This is a genomic window from Micromonospora orduensis (assembly GCF_006228125.1).
In the GTDB taxonomy this organism is placed as follows: Bacteria; Actinomycetota; Actinomycetes; order Mycobacteriales; family Micromonosporaceae; genus Micromonospora; species Micromonospora orduensis.
Window position 1 is genome coordinate 1 of record NZ_VDFY01000179.1, and the last position, 17,219, is coordinate 17,219.

General features: G+C 71.9%; 16 protein-coding genes. 5 read left to right on the forward strand and 11 right to left on the reverse strand.

All coding sequences use genetic code 11. The features are described 5' to 3' along the window. The 3 genes from FHG89_RS33865 to FHG89_RS19535 all read right to left on the reverse strand — a co-directional run. Positions 1-1,444 (reverse strand): molybdopterin-dependent oxidoreductase (locus tag FHG89_RS33865; protein WP_244295630.1); only part of this gene is annotated, 1,444 nt, incomplete at its 3' end. A 233-nt stretch (positions 1,445-1,677) separates the two neighbouring features. Continuing rightward, a complete protein-coding gene (locus tag FHG89_RS19530; protein WP_208761023.1) occupies positions 1,678-2,877 on the reverse strand; it encodes an IS110 family RNA-guided transposase in 1,200 nt (399 codons plus the stop codon). 243 nt (positions 2,878-3,120) lie between these two features. Further along, positions 3,121-3,873: a VOC family protein gene (locus FHG89_RS19535; protein ID WP_139585830.1), complete on the reverse strand. Its 753-nt coding sequence runs from the start codon at positions 3,871-3,873 to the stop codon at positions 3,121-3,123. Positions 3,874-4,043: 170 nt separating this feature from the next. On the opposite strand from FHG89_RS19535, the gene FHG89_RS19540 reads away from it, so the two are divergent. Genes FHG89_RS19540 through FHG89_RS19555 form a run of 4 tightly spaced genes read left to right on the forward strand, consistent with a single transcriptional unit; the run spans position 4,044 to position 7,295 of the window. Beyond that, positions 4,044-4,970, forward strand: coding sequence for a hypothetical protein (locus FHG89_RS19540; protein ID WP_139585831.1), 927 nt, complete (start codon positions 4,044-4,046; stop codon positions 4,968-4,970). Then, positions 4,967-5,419 (forward strand): ABA4-like family protein, encoded by a 453-nt coding sequence (locus FHG89_RS19545; protein ID WP_139585832.1) that lies wholly within the window; start codon positions 4,967-4,969, stop codon positions 5,417-5,419. The genes FHG89_RS19540 and FHG89_RS19545 overlap by 4 nt, the downstream gene beginning before the upstream one ends. A gap of 5 nt (positions 5,420-5,424) precedes the next feature. Continuing rightward, complete coding sequence (locus FHG89_RS19550) at positions 5,425-6,672, forward strand: sensor histidine kinase (protein ID WP_139585833.1); 1,248 nt, start codon at positions 5,425-5,427, stop codon at positions 6,670-6,672. Further along, positions 6,669-7,295, forward strand: coding sequence for a response regulator transcription factor (locus FHG89_RS19555; RefSeq protein ID WP_139585834.1), 627 nt, complete (start codon positions 6,669-6,671; stop codon positions 7,293-7,295). The genes FHG89_RS19550 and FHG89_RS19555 overlap by 4 nt, the downstream gene beginning before the upstream one ends. 3 nt (positions 7,296-7,298) lie before the next feature. On the opposite strand, the gene FHG89_RS19560 is transcribed toward FHG89_RS19555, so the two are convergent. Continuing rightward, on the reverse strand, positions 7,299-8,015 hold the full coding sequence (locus FHG89_RS19560; protein ID WP_167517467.1) for a YoaK family protein: 717 nt from the start codon (positions 8,013-8,015) through the stop codon (positions 7,299-7,301). Positions 8,016-8,083: 68 nt separating this feature from the next. Between FHG89_RS19560 and FHG89_RS19565 the strand changes: the two genes are divergently transcribed. After that, positions 8,084-8,764, forward strand: a complete 681-nt coding sequence (locus FHG89_RS19565; RefSeq protein WP_139585836.1) for a GntR family transcriptional regulator — start codon at positions 8,084-8,086, stop codon at positions 8,762-8,764. On the opposite strand, the gene FHG89_RS19570 is transcribed toward FHG89_RS19565, so the two are convergent. From FHG89_RS19570 to FHG89_RS19600, 7 genes are all read right to left on the reverse strand, one after another. After that, positions 8,761-10,551, reverse strand: coding sequence for a gamma-glutamyltransferase family protein (locus FHG89_RS19570; RefSeq protein WP_139585837.1), 1,791 nt, complete (start codon positions 10,549-10,551; stop codon positions 8,761-8,763). The two genes, FHG89_RS19565 and FHG89_RS19570, sit on opposite strands and share 4 nt — an antisense overlap. Then, positions 10,548-11,549 (reverse strand): ABC transporter ATP-binding protein, encoded by a 1,002-nt coding sequence (locus tag FHG89_RS19575; RefSeq protein WP_139585838.1) that lies wholly within the window; start codon positions 11,547-11,549, stop codon positions 10,548-10,550. The genes FHG89_RS19570 and FHG89_RS19575 overlap by 4 nt, the downstream gene beginning before the upstream one ends. Continuing rightward, the gene (locus FHG89_RS19580) at positions 11,546-12,568 is read right to left on the reverse strand and encodes an ABC transporter ATP-binding protein (RefSeq protein WP_139585839.1); all 1,023 of its coding nucleotides are present in this window, start codon (positions 12,566-12,568) and stop codon (positions 11,546-11,548) included. Before FHG89_RS19580 ends, FHG89_RS19575 begins: the two co-directional genes overlap by 4 nt. Further along, positions 12,565-13,449 carry an ABC transporter permease gene (locus FHG89_RS19585; protein ID WP_139585840.1) on the reverse strand — a complete coding sequence of 295 codons (885 nt, stop codon included), beginning with the start codon at positions 13,447-13,449 and terminating at the stop codon, positions 12,565-12,567. The genes FHG89_RS19580 and FHG89_RS19585 overlap by 4 nt, the downstream gene beginning before the upstream one ends. Further along, positions 13,446-14,402, reverse strand: coding sequence for an ABC transporter permease (locus FHG89_RS19590; RefSeq protein WP_139585841.1), 957 nt, complete (start codon positions 14,400-14,402; stop codon positions 13,446-13,448). The genes FHG89_RS19585 and FHG89_RS19590 overlap by 4 nt, the downstream gene beginning before the upstream one ends. Positions 14,403-14,408: 6 nt before the next feature. Continuing rightward, complete coding sequence (locus FHG89_RS19595) at positions 14,409-16,073, reverse strand: ABC transporter substrate-binding protein (RefSeq protein WP_139585842.1); 1,665 nt, start codon at positions 16,071-16,073, stop codon at positions 14,409-14,411. Between the two features lie 92 nt (positions 16,074-16,165). Then, entirely contained in the window at positions 16,166-17,215 is a 1,050-nt protein-coding gene (locus FHG89_RS19600; RefSeq protein ID WP_139585843.1) for an MFS transporter, read from the reverse strand. Between the last annotated feature and the right edge of the window lie 4 nt (positions 17,216-17,219).

The window sequence follows — 17,219 nt, forward strand, 5'->3', positions numbered from 1 at the left end:
ACGTCGGGACGTCGGTGGAGCCCTGGATGCTGGCGTGTCCGCGCAGCGCCATCACACCGCCACCCGGACGACCCATGTTGCCCAGCAACAGCTGGATGATCGCTCCGGTACGGATGTACTGCACGCCGACGGTGTGCTGCGTCCACCCGACCGAGTAGACGAGCGTGCTCGTCCGTTCCCGGCCCGAGTTCGCCGTCCAGGCCTGCGCCAGTTCGAGGAACTTCTCCTGCGGGATCCCGCACACCCGCTCCACCATCTCGGGCGTGTAGCGGGCGTAGTGCCGCTTGAGGATCTGGTAGACGCAGCGCGGATGCTGCAACGTCTCGTCGCGCCGCGTCTGCCCGCTGACCGGCGCGCCGTGCGACTCGTGTTCCAGTCCGGCCCCGGTTTCGCGCTGCGTCTCCGTGTCGTGGGAGCCGTTCGCCTCGTGACCCTCGTACTGCCAGCTGGTCTGGTCGTAACTGGCGTTGTCCTCTTTGAAGCCGGAGAAGAGCCCGTGCAGATCCTCGGTGTCGCGGTACTCCTCGGTCACGATCGTCGCGGCGTTGGTGTAGGCGACGACGTACTCCCGGAAGTCGAGCTCGTTGTCCAGGATGTAGCGCACCACCCCACCGAGCAGGGCGATGTCGGTGCCCGCCCGGATCGGCAGGTACGCGTCCGCCACCGCACTGGTCCGGGTGAACCGCGGGTCGACGTGGAACACCTTCGCCCCGCGACGCTTGGCCTCCATCACCCACTGGAAACCCACCGGGTGCGCCTCGGCCATGTTCGAACCCTGAATGACGATCATGTCGGAGTTCGACAGGTCCTGCTGGAACTGGGTGGCGCCGCCGCGACCGAAGCTGGTCCCCAGACCGGGGACGGTGGCGGAGTGTCAAATACGGGCCTGGTTCTCGATCTGCAGAGCGCCCATCGCGGTGAACAACTTCTTGATGAGGTAGTTCTCCTCGTTGTCCAGCGTCGCCCCACCCAGACTGGAGATACCCAGCGTCCGGTGGAGTGGTCGCCCCTCGTCGTCCACGTCCTCCCAGGTCTCGTCCCGGGCCGCCAGCACCCGGTCGGCGATCATGTTCATCGCCGTGTCGAGGTCGAGGTCCTCCCACTCGGTGCCGTACGGACGGCGGTAGCGGACCGTCGTCTGCCGCAGCGGACTGGTCACCAGGCTCTTGCTCGCCGCGCCCTTGGGGCAGAGCCGTCCCCGCGAGATCGGGCTGTCCGGATCACCCTCGATCTGTGTGACCTGCCCGTCCTTGACGTACACCCGCTGGCCACAGCCCACCGCGCAGTACGGGCACACCGAGCGGGCCATCGAGTCGGCGGTGTCGGTGCGGGCGGTCAGCGACAGGGAGCCGGCGGACTTGGCCGCGGTGCCCCGCCCGAGCGGGTCCGTGCCGGTGAGCTGGCGGTAGAGGGGCCAGCTCTCGAACCAGCGGCGCACCCCCATCGCAGCACCTTTCCGGCCAATACCACCAAATGTGAACAGCCCGACACTAGACGAGGCCACGGCGGGGTCGCAGCCGGATCACGAGAGCGGTGCCTCCTGCGGACATTTCCCGGCAGAACAGGGGAGGCGTGGTGTAAGCGGTCGGATCACTCGCGCCCTTCGCGCTACGCACGTCCCCGCCGGCCACGGCACGCCGGTGTTGGGCCCGACGGGGGGTGTCCCTATGGCGTTCGTCAAGCGGCGATCGGTGTGGCTGGGCGGGGTTGGTAGGGGATCTTGTCGCGGAGCATGGCGTATAGGACGTCGCAGCGGCGGCGGGCGAGGCAGATGAGGGCGGCGTTGTGGCGTTTGCCTTCGGCGCGTTTGCGGTCGTAGTAGGCCCTGCTGACCGGGTCGGCCAAGGACGCGAAGGCGGCGAGGAAGAACGCGCGTTTGAGGTTCTTGTTGCCGCCGCGAGGTGGATGCTCGCCGCGGATGCTGCTTCCGGATCGTCGGGTGACCGGGGCAAGCCCGGCGTAGGCGGCGAGGTGCCCGGGTGTGGCGAACGCGGTGCCGTCGCCGACTTCGAGCAGGATCCGGGCGGCGGTCCTGACACCGATGCCGGGCATCGAGGTCAGGACCGGGGCAAGAGGGTGCGCATCAAGCATCCTCTCAACCTCGCCGGCGACCTGGTCACGTTGCCGCAGGACATCGCGGAGGCTGTCAGCCAGCCGAGGCAGGATCGTCTCCGCAGCCTGGGTGCCCGGGACGGTCACGGTCTGCTCGTCGAGGGCGGTCAGGATCTGCTCGACCAGGCGTTCGCCCATGCGTGGTGCATGGACGGCGGCGATCGAGACCAGCTTGCGGCGGCCGGCCTTGCGCAGCCCGACGGGGCCGCCGCAGCGCGACAGCAACTCCAGGACCGCCTTGTGGTGAATCTTCGGGCCGAGGACCCGTTCCAGCGCGGGATGGATCTGCGTGAGCAGGCCACGGATCCGGTTGGACACGCGGGTGGCTTCACCCGCGAGATCGTCATCGAACCCGACCAGCACCTCCAGCTCCGCGAGGGCTTCGTCGCCGACGTCGACGCGCCGCAGCGTGTGGGGCAGGGTGCGGGCCGCGTCAGCGATGACGTAAGCGTCCCGAGCGTCGGTCTTCGCCGTGCCCGGGTGCAGGTCAGCGATGCGGCGCATCGCCAGCCCGGGCAGGTAGGCCACCTGATGCCCACACGCCCGAGCCACCGCGACCGGCAGGGCGCCGATCGAGGCGGGCTGGTCAACCACCACCAGCACCCGGCCGTGACGAGCCAGCTTGTCGAACAACTGCCGCAGCCGGACCTCGGTATTCGGCAACGCCGCGTCATGCAGCCGCTTGCCATCGGGCGCCAACCCGACCGCGTGGTGATCACCCTTGCCGACGTCCAAGCCGAGGTAGACGCCGTAACTATCGTTCACCGCACCCGCCTCCACGCATCGCATCGTGGCCTCGGCCGCTGGTCCAGGCGTCGGACTGCCGGCAGCCACGTTACGAAGAGACCTACCCCGAACACGGGTGGCCGTGTCCCTATCAGCGGTCCACCGACGCCACCCGACCCGGCGACAACACCCCCCGGATCATTCGAACGACAGGGGCAGGAAGTCATACCGGGCCGAGCGACCGAGGAGTCCCCGGCTGGGGACGATCAAAAAGGTAACGGGTCAGGTCGCCTGGGGCCGCCACCACGGTTCGAGCAGGGCCGGGTCGGCGACGAAGCTCCTGACCTGCGCACGCTCCGGCTCGGTCAACGTGAGCGCGCGCAGTTGGGCTCCCCATTCGGGCACCCGGTCGGTCTTGCCCAGCGCGACCGACAGTTCGATCAGTCCGGCGAGCGCCGTCGCCTGCTCGACCACCGGAGCGTCCTCGGCCCGCCGGCGCATCCCCGAGTCCAGCGCCCGGTACGCCGCCCGGTCGTCGGACTTGAACTCGCGCAGGATCCGCGCGTTGTCGAGCACCCGGGCCAGCCCCTCAAGCGCCTTCGACCCGCCGTACTCCAAATCCTGCGGCTCGTCCCGGCGGATGAAGATGATGGTGTTGCCGGACGGGTCGACGATGCTGAACCGCGACGCGCCGGCACGGTAGCGGCTCATCCGGGGCAGTCCCTTGACCAGCACCTTGCCGTAGGCGCGGCGCATCGCGTCGGTGAACGCCGCGTGGTACGGCGCGACCGAGTCCACCATGACGAGGCAGCCGCCGCTCTGCTCCCTCGCCGGGTCGAGGTCCTTCGGCGCGGGCCCGTAGTGCAGGTCGAACCCACTCCACCGCAACGCCAGGTACACGTACGGCCTCATCTGCTCGTGGGTCACCTCGAACCCGAGCGCACGCCAGAACGCCAGGGTCTCCTGCGGCGCCGGGCACGGCAGCAGCGGCACGGCCGTCTCGTTTGGGTGGACACGGTCCTCATTGGTCGTCATCGTCACTCCCGGTCCGGGTCGGCAGGCCGGCCATTGTGCCAGCACCGGTGACCGGCCTCGACGGGATTTGTCGCCTCCTACCCAGGGAGGAGGCCGGCTCCCACCGAAGGCCACGGGCGGGGCTCCGGGTCGGACGCGACCGACGGGTACGACAACGACCATCTGCAGACATGACTACCGTTCTGCACCGGGCGACACACTGGAACCGCCCACTCATGGTCCTTGTCGGCGCGATGGCGGTGCTCGCCGTCGTCGCCACGGCCGGCGTTCTCATCGATCCGCGCGTCCTCACCGGGGCGCCGATCTGGCTCAAGCCGCTCAAGTTCGCGGTGTCCTTCGTCCTGTACGGCGGAACGCTCGCCTGGATGCTCTCGCTGCTGCCGCGACGCAGCCGGGTCGCCGAGGGCGCGGTCACGGTCATCGTCGCGGTGGCGGTGATCGAGATGGCGGTGATCGTCGGCCAGGTGGTACGCGGGCAGGCCAGCCACTTCAACGACAGCAGTCCCCTGAACACCGCGCTGTTCGCGGCGATGGGCGCGGCGATCATGGTGTTGTTCCTCGCGCACCTCGTCCTCGGGATCGTCGTGCTGATCCGGCGGATCCCCGACCGGGTCGCGGCGACCGCCGTCGGGTGGGGGCTCGGCCTGTCCCTGCTGGGGATGCTCGCGGCGGTGCCGATGGCGCTGCCGACGCAGGACCCGGGGATCGAGGGGATCTCCGGGGCGCACAGCGTCGGCGTGCCCGACGGTGGGCCGGGACTGCCGGTGGTCGGCTGGAGCACCACCGGCGGCGACCTGCGGATCGGGCACTTCGTGGGGCTGCACGCCCTGCAGGCGCTGCCGATCCTGGCGATCCTGCTGAGCCGGTTCGCGACGCGGCTGGACGAACGCACCCGCGTCCGGCTGCTGGTGGTCGCGGGCGGCGCGTACGGCGTCCTCACCGTACTGTTGACCTGGCAGGCGCTGCGCGGCCAGCCGCTGCTGCGCCCGGACGCCGGCACGCTTGCCGCGCTCGCGGCCCTGGTCCTGGCGTCGGCGACCGCGACCGGCCTGGTGCTGGCCCGCCAACGCCGACCGGAACTGGAGCTGGTCGCATGACCGCCACGCTGTTCTCACTGACGTTCGCGGTGGCCGCGCCGTTCTGGGCGTTGATGATCCTGCTGCCCCGCTGGTCGTGGACCGCCCGGATCATCGGCTCGCCGCTGATCGTGCTTCCGGTCGTGGTGATCTACGCGCTGCTGGTGCTCCCGGCGTTCGGCGAGGTGCTGCCGGCGGTGGCGTCGCCGACGCTGGCCGGGGTGCGCGACCTGCTCGGCACCTCCGACGGGGCGGCGGCGGGTTGGGCGCACATGATCGCGTTCGACCTGTTCGTCGGGAGGTGGGCGTGGTTGGACAGCCGGGATCGGGGGGTACCGGCGCTGGTCATGGCTCCGGTCCTGGTGCTGACCATCCTGCTCGGACCGCTCGGCCTCGCCGTGTACCTGGCGGTCCGGACCCGGTGGCGGCCGGCGCCGGCCGTCGTCACCGGTCCGCAGCACCTAGGCTGACTTGCGTGGGGTGGCCGCGGCGCGTGTTCGACATGCGGGACACGCTCGTGCGGATGGTGCTGCTCGACCTCACCGGGGTGGGCTACCTGCTCTTCGGCCCCCACTCCACCCGCACGCCGTCGGCGGCACAGTGGATCCTCGCGGTGCTCGCGTTCGCCGTGGCGCTGCTGGCGCACCGCCGGCCGCTGGTCAACCTGGTGGCGCAGGCCGCCCTGCTGGCGGTCGCGATCCAGCTGGTCGACGACTTCACGATCAACCAGGTCGGCGCCAGCTGGGCGCTGCTCGAGGTCACCATGCGGGCCGGCCGGCCCCGCGTCATCTGGCTGTCCACCGCGCTGCTGGTGGTGGTGGACCTGACCGACTCGATCGGCGACCCGGCCCGCCGGGTCGCCTCCGGCGTCGTCGGGCTGGCCCTGGAGGTCGGCGTGCCGGTGCTGCTCGGCCTGGTCATCCGCGCCAACCGGGAGCTCAGCCGGCAGGCCGTCGAGCGGGCGACCGCCGAGCAGCGGCGGCACGAGTCGGAGAGCCGCGCGGCCCGCGCCGACGAACGCAGCGCCATCGCCCGCGAGCTGCACGACGTCGTCGCGCACCACGTGGCGTCGATGGTGCTGCGCGTCGGCGTGGCCCGGCACGTGCTCACCGACGTCGACCCCCGGGTGGGCGCGGTCTTCGACGACGTGCACGGCACCGGCACCGCGGCCCTCGCCGAGCTGCGCCGGCTGGTCGCGGTGCTGCGCGACCCCGATGGGGTACGCGGTGACGCGGCGCTGACGGCCATCGAGCCGTCGGCGCTGCCGGCGGCCCTCGGCGCGACTGTCGACCGGGCCCGGCAGACCGGCGTCACCGTCGAGGCCGAGATCGACCCGGCGGTCGGCGCGCTCGACGCGGTACGGGGCCTCGCGGTGCTGCGACTGACCCAGGAGGCGCTGACCAACGTGGCCAAGCACGCCGGGACCTCCGCGCTGGCGCGTCTCGTGGTCGCCGTCAAGGACGGGGCGGTGCACTGGGAGGTGTCCGACGACGGGCTGGCGGGTGAGCCGGCGGCGGTGCCGACCGGCGGTGGCCACGGGATCACCGGCATGCGCGAGCGCGTCGAGGTCCTCGGCGGGCGGTTGGAGGCTGGCCCGACCCGGACGGGGTTCCGCGTGCGTACCGTCCTGCCGGCGCTGACCCCCGCCGCCGGGGCGTCGGCACCGCCGGCGCCCCGGGACCCCGAGGCCACCACCGGGTCGCCCACGCCGGAGCCGGCGTGATCCGCGTCCTGCTGGTCGACGACCAGCACCTCATCCGCGCGGGGCTGCGCATGCTCTGCGACGCCCAGCCCGACATCGAGGTCGTCGGCGAGGCGGACAACGGTCGTGAGGCGGTCACCCTCGCCGCGCGGCTGCTCCCCGACGTCGTCGTCATGGACCTGCGGATGCCAGGTGTCGACGGGATCACCGCGACGAGCCGGATCCTCGCCGAACGCCCCGCCACCCGCGTCCTGGTGCTTACCACGTTCGGCGACGACGACCACCTCTACCCGGCCCTGACCGCCGGGGCGTGCGGTTTCCTGCTCAAGGACGCGCCCCCGGGCGACCTGCTCGACGGCATCCGCCGCGCCTCGGTCGGCGACAGTCCGTTCAGCCCCGATGTGCTGCGCCGCCTCGTCCAGCGTGCGGTTGACGCGCGCGCCGAGGCGCCGCGACCGGCGCCGGGCCTCACCGCCCGCGAGCGGGACGTGCTGGCGCTCGTCGCCGACGGCCTGTCCAACACCGAGATCGCCGACCGGCTGCACATCGGTGTCACCACGGTCAAGACCCACATCACGAGCCTGATGACCAAGACCGGCAGCCCCAACCGGGTACGCCTGGCGCTGTTCGCGCGCGGCGTCTGAGGGTCAGGCCCGGATCCGCGTGGACAGGGCGATGACGAGCACGAGCGGCACGATCAGCAGCGCCGGCGCGGCCAGCGGCAGGTGCAGGGCCACCAGGGCGCCGGCCGCCGCGCCGGTCATCAGGGCCAGCAGCACCTGAGCCTTGGGCCGCAGGCCGCCCCAGGGGCTGCGCGCGGCGACGCCGGCGATGAGGCTCGTGAGGGTGCCGGTCAGGTACGTGGAGGACAGTCCCGGCACGCCGAAGCGCTGGATGGCGCTGCTCTGCACGCCGAGCGCCGTCGCCGACAGCATGAGCAGGGCGAGGTCGACGCGGCCGCTGTGGGTGGGGAGGTCGACCACCCAGACGACGAGGAACACGACGAACACGAGCAGTTCCAGGACGAGCGCCCAGGTGACCCGCCGGGGCCAGACGGGATCGTCCGGCTGTGCCGAGCCGACGACGCGGGCGCCGGCCAGGACGCCGAGGATGAAGCTGACGATCGCGCATCCGGAGGTCAGGGCGAGGTCGGCGTCGCCTCTGCCGGCCGAGAGTCCGAGCAGGACCATGTTGCCGGTCATGACGCTGGAGAAGGCCCCGCCGAGAGACAGGAAGCCGACGGCGTCGGCGCTGCCGGTGAGGAACGTGAGCAGGACGACGAGGGCGTGCCGTCGTCGCAGGAGACGATCGTCGTCCCGGGGGGCGACGCGAGGACGGGTGACGCGGGGCGCGGTGCTCGACACTGTCGCTGTCCTCCAAAAATTGTTCTTCGTATACACTTTTGCCGGACGGATCACGGAGAGGCGACCAGGTGGCGGAAGACCTGCGGAACAAGCTCGGCGCTCAGCACCTGCCGCTACGCGACCAGGTCCTCACCGCGCTGCGGACCGCCATCATCGACGGCGACTACCTGCCCGGCGAGCGGCTGACCGAAGACCGGCTGGCGGAGGACTTCGGCGTCTCCCGCAACCCCGTCCGGGAGGCGCTGCGCGTCGCCGAGGCCGAGGGTTTCGTGGTGATCCTCCCCCGCCGGGGCGCGGTCGTCGCCTCGCCGAGCAGCGGGACCATCGGGGACATGTTCGCCGTCCGCGAGCGCCTGGAGACGCTGGCCGCCCGGCTGGCGGCCGAACGCGCGAGCGCGGCGGACGTCGCGGCCCTGCGCGCACTGCTCGACCAGGGCCGCGAGGCGACCGAACGGCAGGACCTGCCCCGGGTCGCCGAACTGAACAGCGCCCTGCACCTGCGCATCCTCCAGATCAGCGGAAACCCCTGGCTGTCGTCGATCGCCAAGTCGCTGTACCTCCATGTCCAGTGGGTCTTCCGGCTGGGGGCCGAGCAACGCGCGCCACACTCGTGGGCCGAGCACATCCAGCTGGTCGACGCCATCGAGTCAGGCGACGGTGACCGCGCCGAACGGGCCGCGCTGGCCCACCTCGACGCGGCCTCCGCGGCGGCGTACGAGAACGCCGAGGGCGGGTACGGCGCCCGCTAGCGACCGCACGCGTAACCCTGCATACCGCGCGGGTTCGCCCCGGCGGCGAGCACGCCGGTGCCCGGATCCCGGGTGACCGCGCAGAGCCGGCCGAGACTCCACGCGTCGGAGATCCGCACGTCGTGTCCGTACGACCGCAGTGCCGCCCGCACGTCCTCGTCGAGCCGTTCCTCCACCACCAGGACGCCGGGCTGCATGTCGCGCGGATAGAACGACCCCGGCAGGCTGACCGTGTGCCAGGCGGGCGCGTCGATCGCCTGCTGGAGGGACTGCCCCGCGACGAGGTGACGCAGCAGGAACGGCAGCTGCCACTGGTCCTGCTGGTCGCCACCGGGCGTGCCGCACGCCAGGATCGGCTCACCGTCGCGGTGCACCATGGTCGGGCTGAGTGTGGTCCGTGGCCGGCGGCCGGGAGCCAGCGACGACGCCAGACCCTCCTGGAGCCAGAACATCTGCAGCCGGCTGCCGAGCGGGAACCCGAGCTCCGGGATCGTGGGCGAACTCTGCAACCAGCCGCCACTCGGGGTCGCCGAGATCATGTTGCCCCACCTGTCGACCACGTCCACGTGGCAGGTGTCGCCCCGGGTCACCCCGTCGGACTGCACCGTCGGCTCCCCCGTGGTCGCGTCCGACGGATCGGCACGACGGCCGGCGCCGGGCCGGACGTGGGCCGCGAGGCGTGGCCGCGCCCCGTCCGGGTGCCCCGGACGCAGCTCCGCCGAGGCGCGGTCACCGATCAGGGCGGCCCGCTCCCGCGCGTACTCCCGCGAGAGCAGCGCCTTGGCTGGCACGTCGGCGCCGTCCCCGTACCAGGCCTCCCGGTCGGCGAAGGCGAGCTTGAGCGCCTCGACCTGGGCGTGGATGCCGGCCGCGGTGGCCGGGTCGTACGCGCCCGGATCGTCGAGCGCGTCGAGGACCGACAGCGTCTCCAGCAGCACCGGCCCCTGCCCCCAGAAGCCGGTCTTCGCCACCGAGTAGCCGTGCCAGTCCAGTGTGGTCGGCGCCTCCCACGTCGCCGAGTACGCGGCCAGGTCGTCGCCGGTGACCAGGCCGGCGTGCGGGCGTCCGCTGGAGTCCTGGAACGGCAGCCTGCTGAACCGGTCGATGGCGTCGGCGACGAAGCCCGTACCCCAGGCCCTGCGCGCCGCCTCGATCTGCGCCTCCCGGTCGGCGCCGGCCGCCTGCCCCGCCTCGACGAGCCGGCGCAGGGTCTGGGCGTACGCCGGGTTGGTGACCATCTCCCCGGCGGCCGGTGGCCGGCCGTCGCGCAGCCAGAGCTGAGCGGACGTGGGCCAGTGCTCCTCGAACAGCGAACGCACCGCCGCCACGGTGTCGCCGACCCTGCCCACCAGCGGGTGCCCGGCGGCGGCGTAGCCGATCGCCGGCTCCAGCACCTCGGCGAGGGACAGCGTGCCGTGCTCCCGCAGCAGCAGGAGCCAGGCGTCCACGGCGCCGGGCACGGCTGCCGCGAGCGGCCCGGCGCCCGGGATCAGGTCCATGCCGAGGGACCGGAAGTGCGCGATGGTGGCGCCCGCCGGCGCCGGCCCCTGCCCGCACAGCACCTTCGGGGCCGGGTCCTGCGCGGTCGCCACGATGGCCGGCACCTCGCCGCCCGGCCCGTTGAGGTGGGGCTCGACGACGTGCAGGACGAACCCGGCGGTGACCGCGGCGTCGAAGGCGTTGCCCCCGCGTTCGAGGATCCCCATGGCGCACTGGCTGGCCAGCCAGTGCGTCGAGGACACCATGCCGAACGTGCCCTGCAACGTCGGTCTGGTGGTGAACGTCATGACAACACCTCACTCGGATCTGCGGTGCGGACGTCGGGGCCGGTGCCGTCCGGCCGGACCAGGTGGCAGGCTGCCATACCGTCGCCGATCGGCACCTGCGGCGGCACCTCGGTCGCGCATGTGTCGAACGCCAGCGGGCACCGGGTCCGGAAGCGGCAACCGGACGGCGGGTCCAGTGCGGACGGCAGGTCGTCGCCGAGCAGCACCGGCTGGCGCTGGCGCTGGCGTACCGGATCGGCCACCGGCGCGGCCGCCAGCAGCGCCTGCGTGTAGGGGTGGGCGGGCCGGGCGAAGATCCGCTCGCGGGAGCCCTTCTCGACGAGCTGGCCCAGGTACATGACGGCGATGTCGTCGGCCAGGTACTCGACAGCGGACAGGTCGTGGGTGATGAACAGGCAGGCGAAACCGATGTCGCGTTGCAGGTCGGCGAGGAGGTTGAGCACCGACGCCTGCACCGACACGTCAAGCGCGCTCGTGGGTTCGTCCGCGATGAGCAGCATCGGCTCGGAGACCAGGGCCCGCGCGATGCTGACCCGCTGACGTTGCCCGCCGGAGAGCTCGTGGGGGTAACGCCGCGCCACCTCGGCGCGCAGGCCCACCCGTTCGAGCTGCGGAGCTACCCGGGCCTCCCGCTCGCGCCGCGGAACGCGCCGGCCGGCCAGCCGCAGCGGCTCGGCCACGATCTCACCCACCAGCATTCGCGGGTCCAGGGAGGCGGCCGGGTCCTGGAAGACGATCGACACCGCGTCGCGGTGCGGACGCAGCTGCCGTCGGGACAGGTGGGTGACGTCCGCGCCGGCGATCCTGACCACGCCGGCGGTCGGTTCGACGAGGCGTACGACGCAGCGACCGACTGTCGACTTGCCGGAGCCACTCTCCCCGACCAGGGCCGTGACCCGACCGGCGGCGATGGTGAGGGACACCCCGTCCACGGCGCGGACCGGACCGAAGTGCATCACCAGGTCCTCGATCTCCAGGGCGTTCGGTCGGGATGTCATCGGTTCGCCTCCCGGGGTTGCGGCGGGCACGGGTGCCAGCACGCCGCGAGGTGGTCGGTCCCGTCCCCCGCCACCTCCAGCGGCGGCGCGGACTCGCGGCACCGCGCGTCGGCCGCCGGGCAGCGGTCGGCGAACGTGCACGCGTCCGGCTGGGTCGACAGGACGGGCACCAGACCGGGGATCTCCGCCAGCCGCGCGGTGCTGGCGTGTCGTCCCGGCTTCGGCGACGCCGACAGGAGTCCGGCCGTGTAGTGGTGGTACGGGCGCGCGAACAGGTCGGTGACCGGCGCCCGTTCCACCACGCGGCCGGCGTACATGACCACGACGCGGTCGGCGATGTCGGCGATCACCCCGAGGTCGTGCGTGATGATGAGGATGCTCGTGCCGAGCCGGTCCCGCAGGTCCCGCAGGACCTGGAGGATCCCGGCCTGGACGGTGACGTCGAGCGCGGTGGTCGGTTCGTCGGCCACCAGCACCTTCGGGCCACAGGCGACCGCCATCGCGATCATCACGCGTTGACGCATGCCTCCGGACAGTTGGTGCGGGTAGGCGCCGACGCGGTGCGTCGCGGACGGGATGCCGACGAGGGTCAGCAGCTCCACGGCGCGGGCGTGGGCGGCCCGCCGCGACATCCGCTCGTGGACCTGGAGCACCTCCCCGATCTGCCGCCCGACGGTGAGCACCGGGTTCAGCGACGTCATCGGCTCCTGGAAGATGTACGCGATCTCCCGGCCGCGTACCCGGCGGAGGGCGGACTCGCGGGCGCCGACCAGTTCGGTGCCGTTGAGGCGCACCGAACCGGTGACCCGGGCGCTGCCCGGGAGCAGACCGGCGATGCTCATGCCGGTGACGCTCTTTCCGCAGCCCGACTCGCCCACCATGCCGACGATCTCCCCGGCCGCGAGGTCGAGGGCGGCCCCGTCGACCGCCGAGACGGTGCCGGTCTCGGTCGGAAACGAGACCGACAGGTCGCGCATCTCCAGGACGGTCGTGGCGGTGCTCGCGGGGGCCGTGGTCATCGCCGGTCTCCCTTGGGGTCGAGGGCGTCCCGCAGGGCGTCACCGAAGACGTTGAACGCCAGCGCCAACCCCATGATCACGACACCGGGCAGGACGGCGGCCCAGGGTGCGCGGGCGGCGAACTGCTGGGCGGTGGCCAGCATGGTGCCGAGGCTGGGGGCCGGGGGTTGGATGCCGAGGCCGAGGAAGGAGAGCACGGCCTCGCCGAGGATCGCCGCCGGGATCGCGACAGTGGCCTGCACGAGGATCACCGACGTCGCGTTGGGCAGGATGTGCCGGGCGAGCACCCACAGGTCACTGGCGCCGTCCACGACGGCCGCCGCGACGAAGTCCAGCGACTTGAGGCGCAGCGTGTCCGACCGCACCACCCGGATCACGCCGGGGATCTGGGCGATGCCGATGGCCACGGCAGCGTTGCCGAGGCTGGCGCCCCGGATGGCCGCCAGCCCCACCGCCATGATCAGAAACGGAAACGCGAGGAGCAGGTCGGTGAAGCGCGAGATCACCGCGTCCCAGGCCCGGAAGTAGCCGGCGGCAAGCCCGAGGGGTACGCCGACGACGAGTGAGGTGGCCACCGCCAGGAGCCCCACCTGCAACGACGCCCGCGCCCCGAGCATGATCCGGGACAGCACGTCGCGCCCCAGGTCGTCGGTGCCGAGCAGGTGACCGGCCGTGCCGGGAGGTGCGAAGGTACGGGCGAAGTCGGTCTGGTCGACGGAGTAGGGGGCGAGCCACGGCGACAGCAGCGCGACGGCGGCCGCGAGGGCGAGGACGACGAAGCTCACCACGGCGAGCGGGTTGCGGCGCAACCGGCGCAGTACGCGGGTCCGGCGGGTGACGCTGACGGCGGTCTCCGCCATCGGTACGGTGAGGACGGTCATGCCGGATTTCCCGTCACCCGGATGCGGGGGTCGATGACCGAGTAGAGCAGGTCCACGAAGAAGTTGATCACGATGTAGGCCGTCGCGGTGAGCAGCACGACGGCCTGGATCACCGGATAGTCCCGCTGGAACACGGCGTCGATCGTCATCTTGCCGAAGCCCGGCAGTCCGAAGATCTGCTCGGTGACGACCGCGCCGGAGATCAGCCCTCCGAGTTGGAGGCCCACGACGGTCACCACCACGATGAGGCTGTTGCGCAGCGCGTGCCGGGTGACGACGGCGCGGGGGCGCAGGCCCTTCGCCTTCGCCGTGCGTACGTAGTCCGAGGAGAGCGAGTCGAGCATCGCCGAACGGGTCTGCCGCATGATGATGGCGGCCAGGCCGGTGCCGAGGATCACCGCCGGCAGGACGATGTGGTGCAGGTTGTCGACCGGGTCCTCCAGCAACGGCACGAACCCGGAGGCGGGGAACAGGCCGGTCGCCACCGACAGGTAGAGGATGGCGAGCAGCCCGAGCCAGAAGTGCGGCACCGACAGCCCGATCAGGGCGAGCGCGTTGGCGAACCACTCCGCCGGGCGGCCACGGCGGACCGCCGCGAGCACCCCGGCGCCGACGCCGAGCAGCGAGGCGATGGCGATCGCCAGGACGGACAGCTCGACGGTCACCGGCAGTGCGGTGGTGAGCATCGACGAGACCGGCGTGCCGGTGCGGATCGACACACCGAAGTCGCCCTGCGCCACGCGTTCCACGTACTGCGCGAACTGGACCGGCAGGGGCTGGTCCAGGCCGTAGTGCCGGCGGATGGCCTCCAGCGCCTCCGGCGACCGGTCCTCCCCCGCCAGGGCGAGGGCCGGGTCACCGGGCAGCGCCCGTACGCCGACGAACACCACGATCGTCGACAGGAGCAGGGTCAGGGCCGACTGCCAGGCGCGGGTGAGCAGGTATCGGGCCACGGCGACCTACTTGCTGTAGCCGGCGAAGGCCGCACGGATCACCCCGTCCGGGAAGACCTGCAGGCCCTGGATCTGCTTGGCGACGGCGGTCAGGTTGCGCTGCCGGTACAGGTAGATCAGCGCGTCGTCCTGCTGGAGCAGGGTGACCGCCTGCCCGTACAGCTTCTTGCGCTCCTCGACGTCGCCGGCCTGGCGGGCCTGGGTCAGCAGGGTGTCGAGCTGGGGGTTGCTGTAGCCGGAGACGTTCTGGCTGGCACCGGTGCCGACGAAGTTGGTGATGTTGGCGTCCGGGTCGATCCGTCCGCTCCACCCCAGTTGCAGCAGCTCGAAGTTGCCCCGGTCCTGCTCGTCGAGGAGCGACGAGTACTCCATTGGGTTGATCTTCAGGTCGAACCCGCCGTCCTTGACCATGGACTGCAACGCCTGCGCGAGGCGCAGCGTGTCGGGCGTGTTCGACGCGAGCATCGTCACCGGGTACGGCGTCTGCACGCCCGCCTCGGTGAGCAGTTGCCTGGCCTTGGCGGGGTCGTGCGCCGGGCAGTTCTGCGCCTCGGGGGACGAGAACGGGCTGGCGGGCGAGATCGGCGAGCAGGCGGCGGTGTGCACGCCGTTGAAGACGGCGTCGACAAGGGCCTTGCGGTCGATGGCGTGCTCGAAGGCCTGCCGGACCTTGGCGTTCTGCGCGAGGGGGCGGTTGATCGGCTTGGGTGCGGTGCCGACCCCGTCGACGTTGCCGACGTTTATGGTGAGGCCCTGGTAGCCGAGGGACTGCGACTGCAGGACGGAGACCGAGGAGTCCTGCCGCAGGGACGCGACGTCCTGGGTGGAGACGCTGTCGGCGACCTGGGCGTCGCCGGAGCGCAGGTTGGCGGCCCGGATGCTGGCGTCGCTGAGGATCCGCCACGAGATCGCGTCGAGGTGGACCTTGTCGGCCTCGTAGTAGTTCGGGTCCTTCACCACGTCGATCGAGTTCTGCGGGACCCGCTTGGCGAACTTGAAGGGGCCGACGCAGACCGGCGCCGACGCGAAGTCGTCGCCCAGGCTCTGCAACGCCCTGCTGCTCATGATCATGCCGGCGCGGTCGGCGAGGGCGCCGACCAGGGGTGCGAACGGCTGCTTCAGCCGAAGCACGACGGTCTGCGCGTCGGGGGTGTCGACGCCGTCGATGGGGCCGAGTTCGCTGCGGCGCGCCGACCGGCTGTTGGTGAGGTGCCGTTGCAGGGTGGCCTTGACCGCGGCGGAGTCGAACGGGGTCCCGTCCGCGAAACGCACGCCCTGGCGCAGCGGGATGGTGACCGTCCGGCCGTCGCCGCTCGTCGTGGGCAGCGCGGTCGCGAGCTGGGGTACGACCTGCGCCTGCTCGTTCACGTCGTAGAGCTTCTGGCACATGGCCTGGAAGACGTACCGGGAGTAGAGGCTGCGCGAGAGTGTCGGGTCCAGCGCGTCGGGCTCCGCGGAGAGGGCGATGACCAGCTTTCCGCCCTTCTTGACGGCGGCGGGGTCGGCCGGCGTACCGAAGGAGTCCTGGCCGGCCGACCGGCTGTCGCCCGATCCGGTGCCGCCCCCGTCGTCCGACACCGGTGAGCAGGCGACAACCGTGCAGGCGACGGCGACGATCGCCACCGCGGCCCGGAGTAGACGGCTCGTTTCGCTGACGGAGAGGTTCGTCATGGAGAGCTCCTCAAGTGGGCGATTCGGGGAGCGTATGTTGTATACGATGACCGCCGCAAGACCTCCGCGCTCCGGACGATCCCGACCCGCGATCAGCCCGGGGACCGGGTCCGGCCGCCCCGCGACAGGCTGAACAGGACACCCAGCGCGAGCACCGCCACCACCCCGCTGAAGATCTCGCCGGCGGGACGCAGACCGGTCGCCTGGATCAGCAGCCCCACCCCGACCGCGGGCACGCCGAGCATGGCGAAGAGGATGGCGAAGAAGGTCGACACCACCTCGGCCTGGTGCTGCGGCGCTGTCCTCATGGTGATCGTCGCGATGCCGTCGCCGACGGCCACCCCGGCGGCGACCCCGGTGAGCGCCGCGCTGACCATGAGCGTCGCCAGTACCGCCATCCACATGCTGAACCCGAGCAGCGCGGCCCCCACGACCAGACCGACGCAGGCGTACGCCAGCGCGGCGCGCGACGACAGCACGCGGGTCAGGAGCTGACCGAAGGCCGCGCCGATGAAGGCCAGGAAGACCACAAGCGCGGCCAGTGTGTGCGAGGTCTCGTGCAGGACCATCCCGAGGAACAACCCGGTCACCGACGTGAGCACTCCGAGCGCCGCGAAGCCCGCACCGCCGGTGATCGCCGACCGGACGAAGTCACCGCGAATGTTCGCCGGTACGGAGAGCCGCTGCACCCGGATCGTCACCGGGGAACGCTCCCGCACCGTCTCCGGTACGCCGCGCAGCGCGACGATCGCGAGCACCGCGAGGATCAGCACGATGGCCCAGGGCAGCCGCAGCGGCTCGGGTGCCACGTCCGACACGACTCCGGCCAGCAGCGTGCCGGCGGCGAGACCACCCAGGTTCGCGAAGATCGAGACGGTGGCGGCACGTTTCGGGTGCCGCCTGTCGATCAGCTCGGCCAGGGCGGCGGTCGCCGCTCCGATGACCAGCGCGGCCGAGAGGCCGGCGAGCACCCGACCCACGATGATCATCGCGAGGTCCACGGCGAACAGGAAGACGGTGTCGGCTGCGACGGAGAGGACCAGCGCGGTCAGGATGACCGGACGACGGCCGATCTGGTCCGAGAGCCGGCCGAAGACCAGCAGCCCGATGACCACGCCCAGCGCGTACAGGGCGTAGACCACGGGG

Excerpts from the sequence above, each read along its gene's own strand:
- FHG89_RS19535 (WP_139585830.1), bottom strand. The coding sequence starts at position 3,873 with ATGACGACCAATGAGGACCGTGTCCACCCAAACGAGACGGCCGTGCCG.
- FHG89_RS19540 (WP_139585831.1), top strand. The coding sequence starts at position 4,044 with ATGACTACCGTTCTGCACCGGGCGACACACTGGAACCGCCCACTCATG.
- FHG89_RS19545 (WP_139585832.1), top strand. The coding sequence starts at position 4,967 with ATGACCGCCACGCTGTTCTCACTGACGTTCGCGGTGGCCGCGCCGTTC.
- FHG89_RS19570 (WP_139585837.1), bottom strand. The coding sequence starts at position 10,551 with ATGACGTTCACCACCAGACCGACGTTGCAGGGCACGTTCGGCATGGTG.
- FHG89_RS19575 (WP_139585838.1), bottom strand. The coding sequence starts at position 11,549 with ATGACATCCCGACCGAACGCCCTGGAGATCGAGGACCTGGTGATGCAC.
- FHG89_RS19580 (WP_139585839.1), bottom strand. The coding sequence starts at position 12,568 with ATGACCACGGCCCCCGCGAGCACCGCCACGACCGTCCTGGAGATGCGC.
- FHG89_RS19585 (WP_139585840.1), bottom strand. The coding sequence starts at position 13,449 with ATGACCGTCCTCACCGTACCGATGGCGGAGACCGCCGTCAGCGTCACC.
- FHG89_RS19595 (WP_139585842.1), bottom strand. The coding sequence starts at position 16,073 with ATGACGAACCTCTCCGTCAGCGAAACGAGCCGTCTACTCCGGGCCGCG.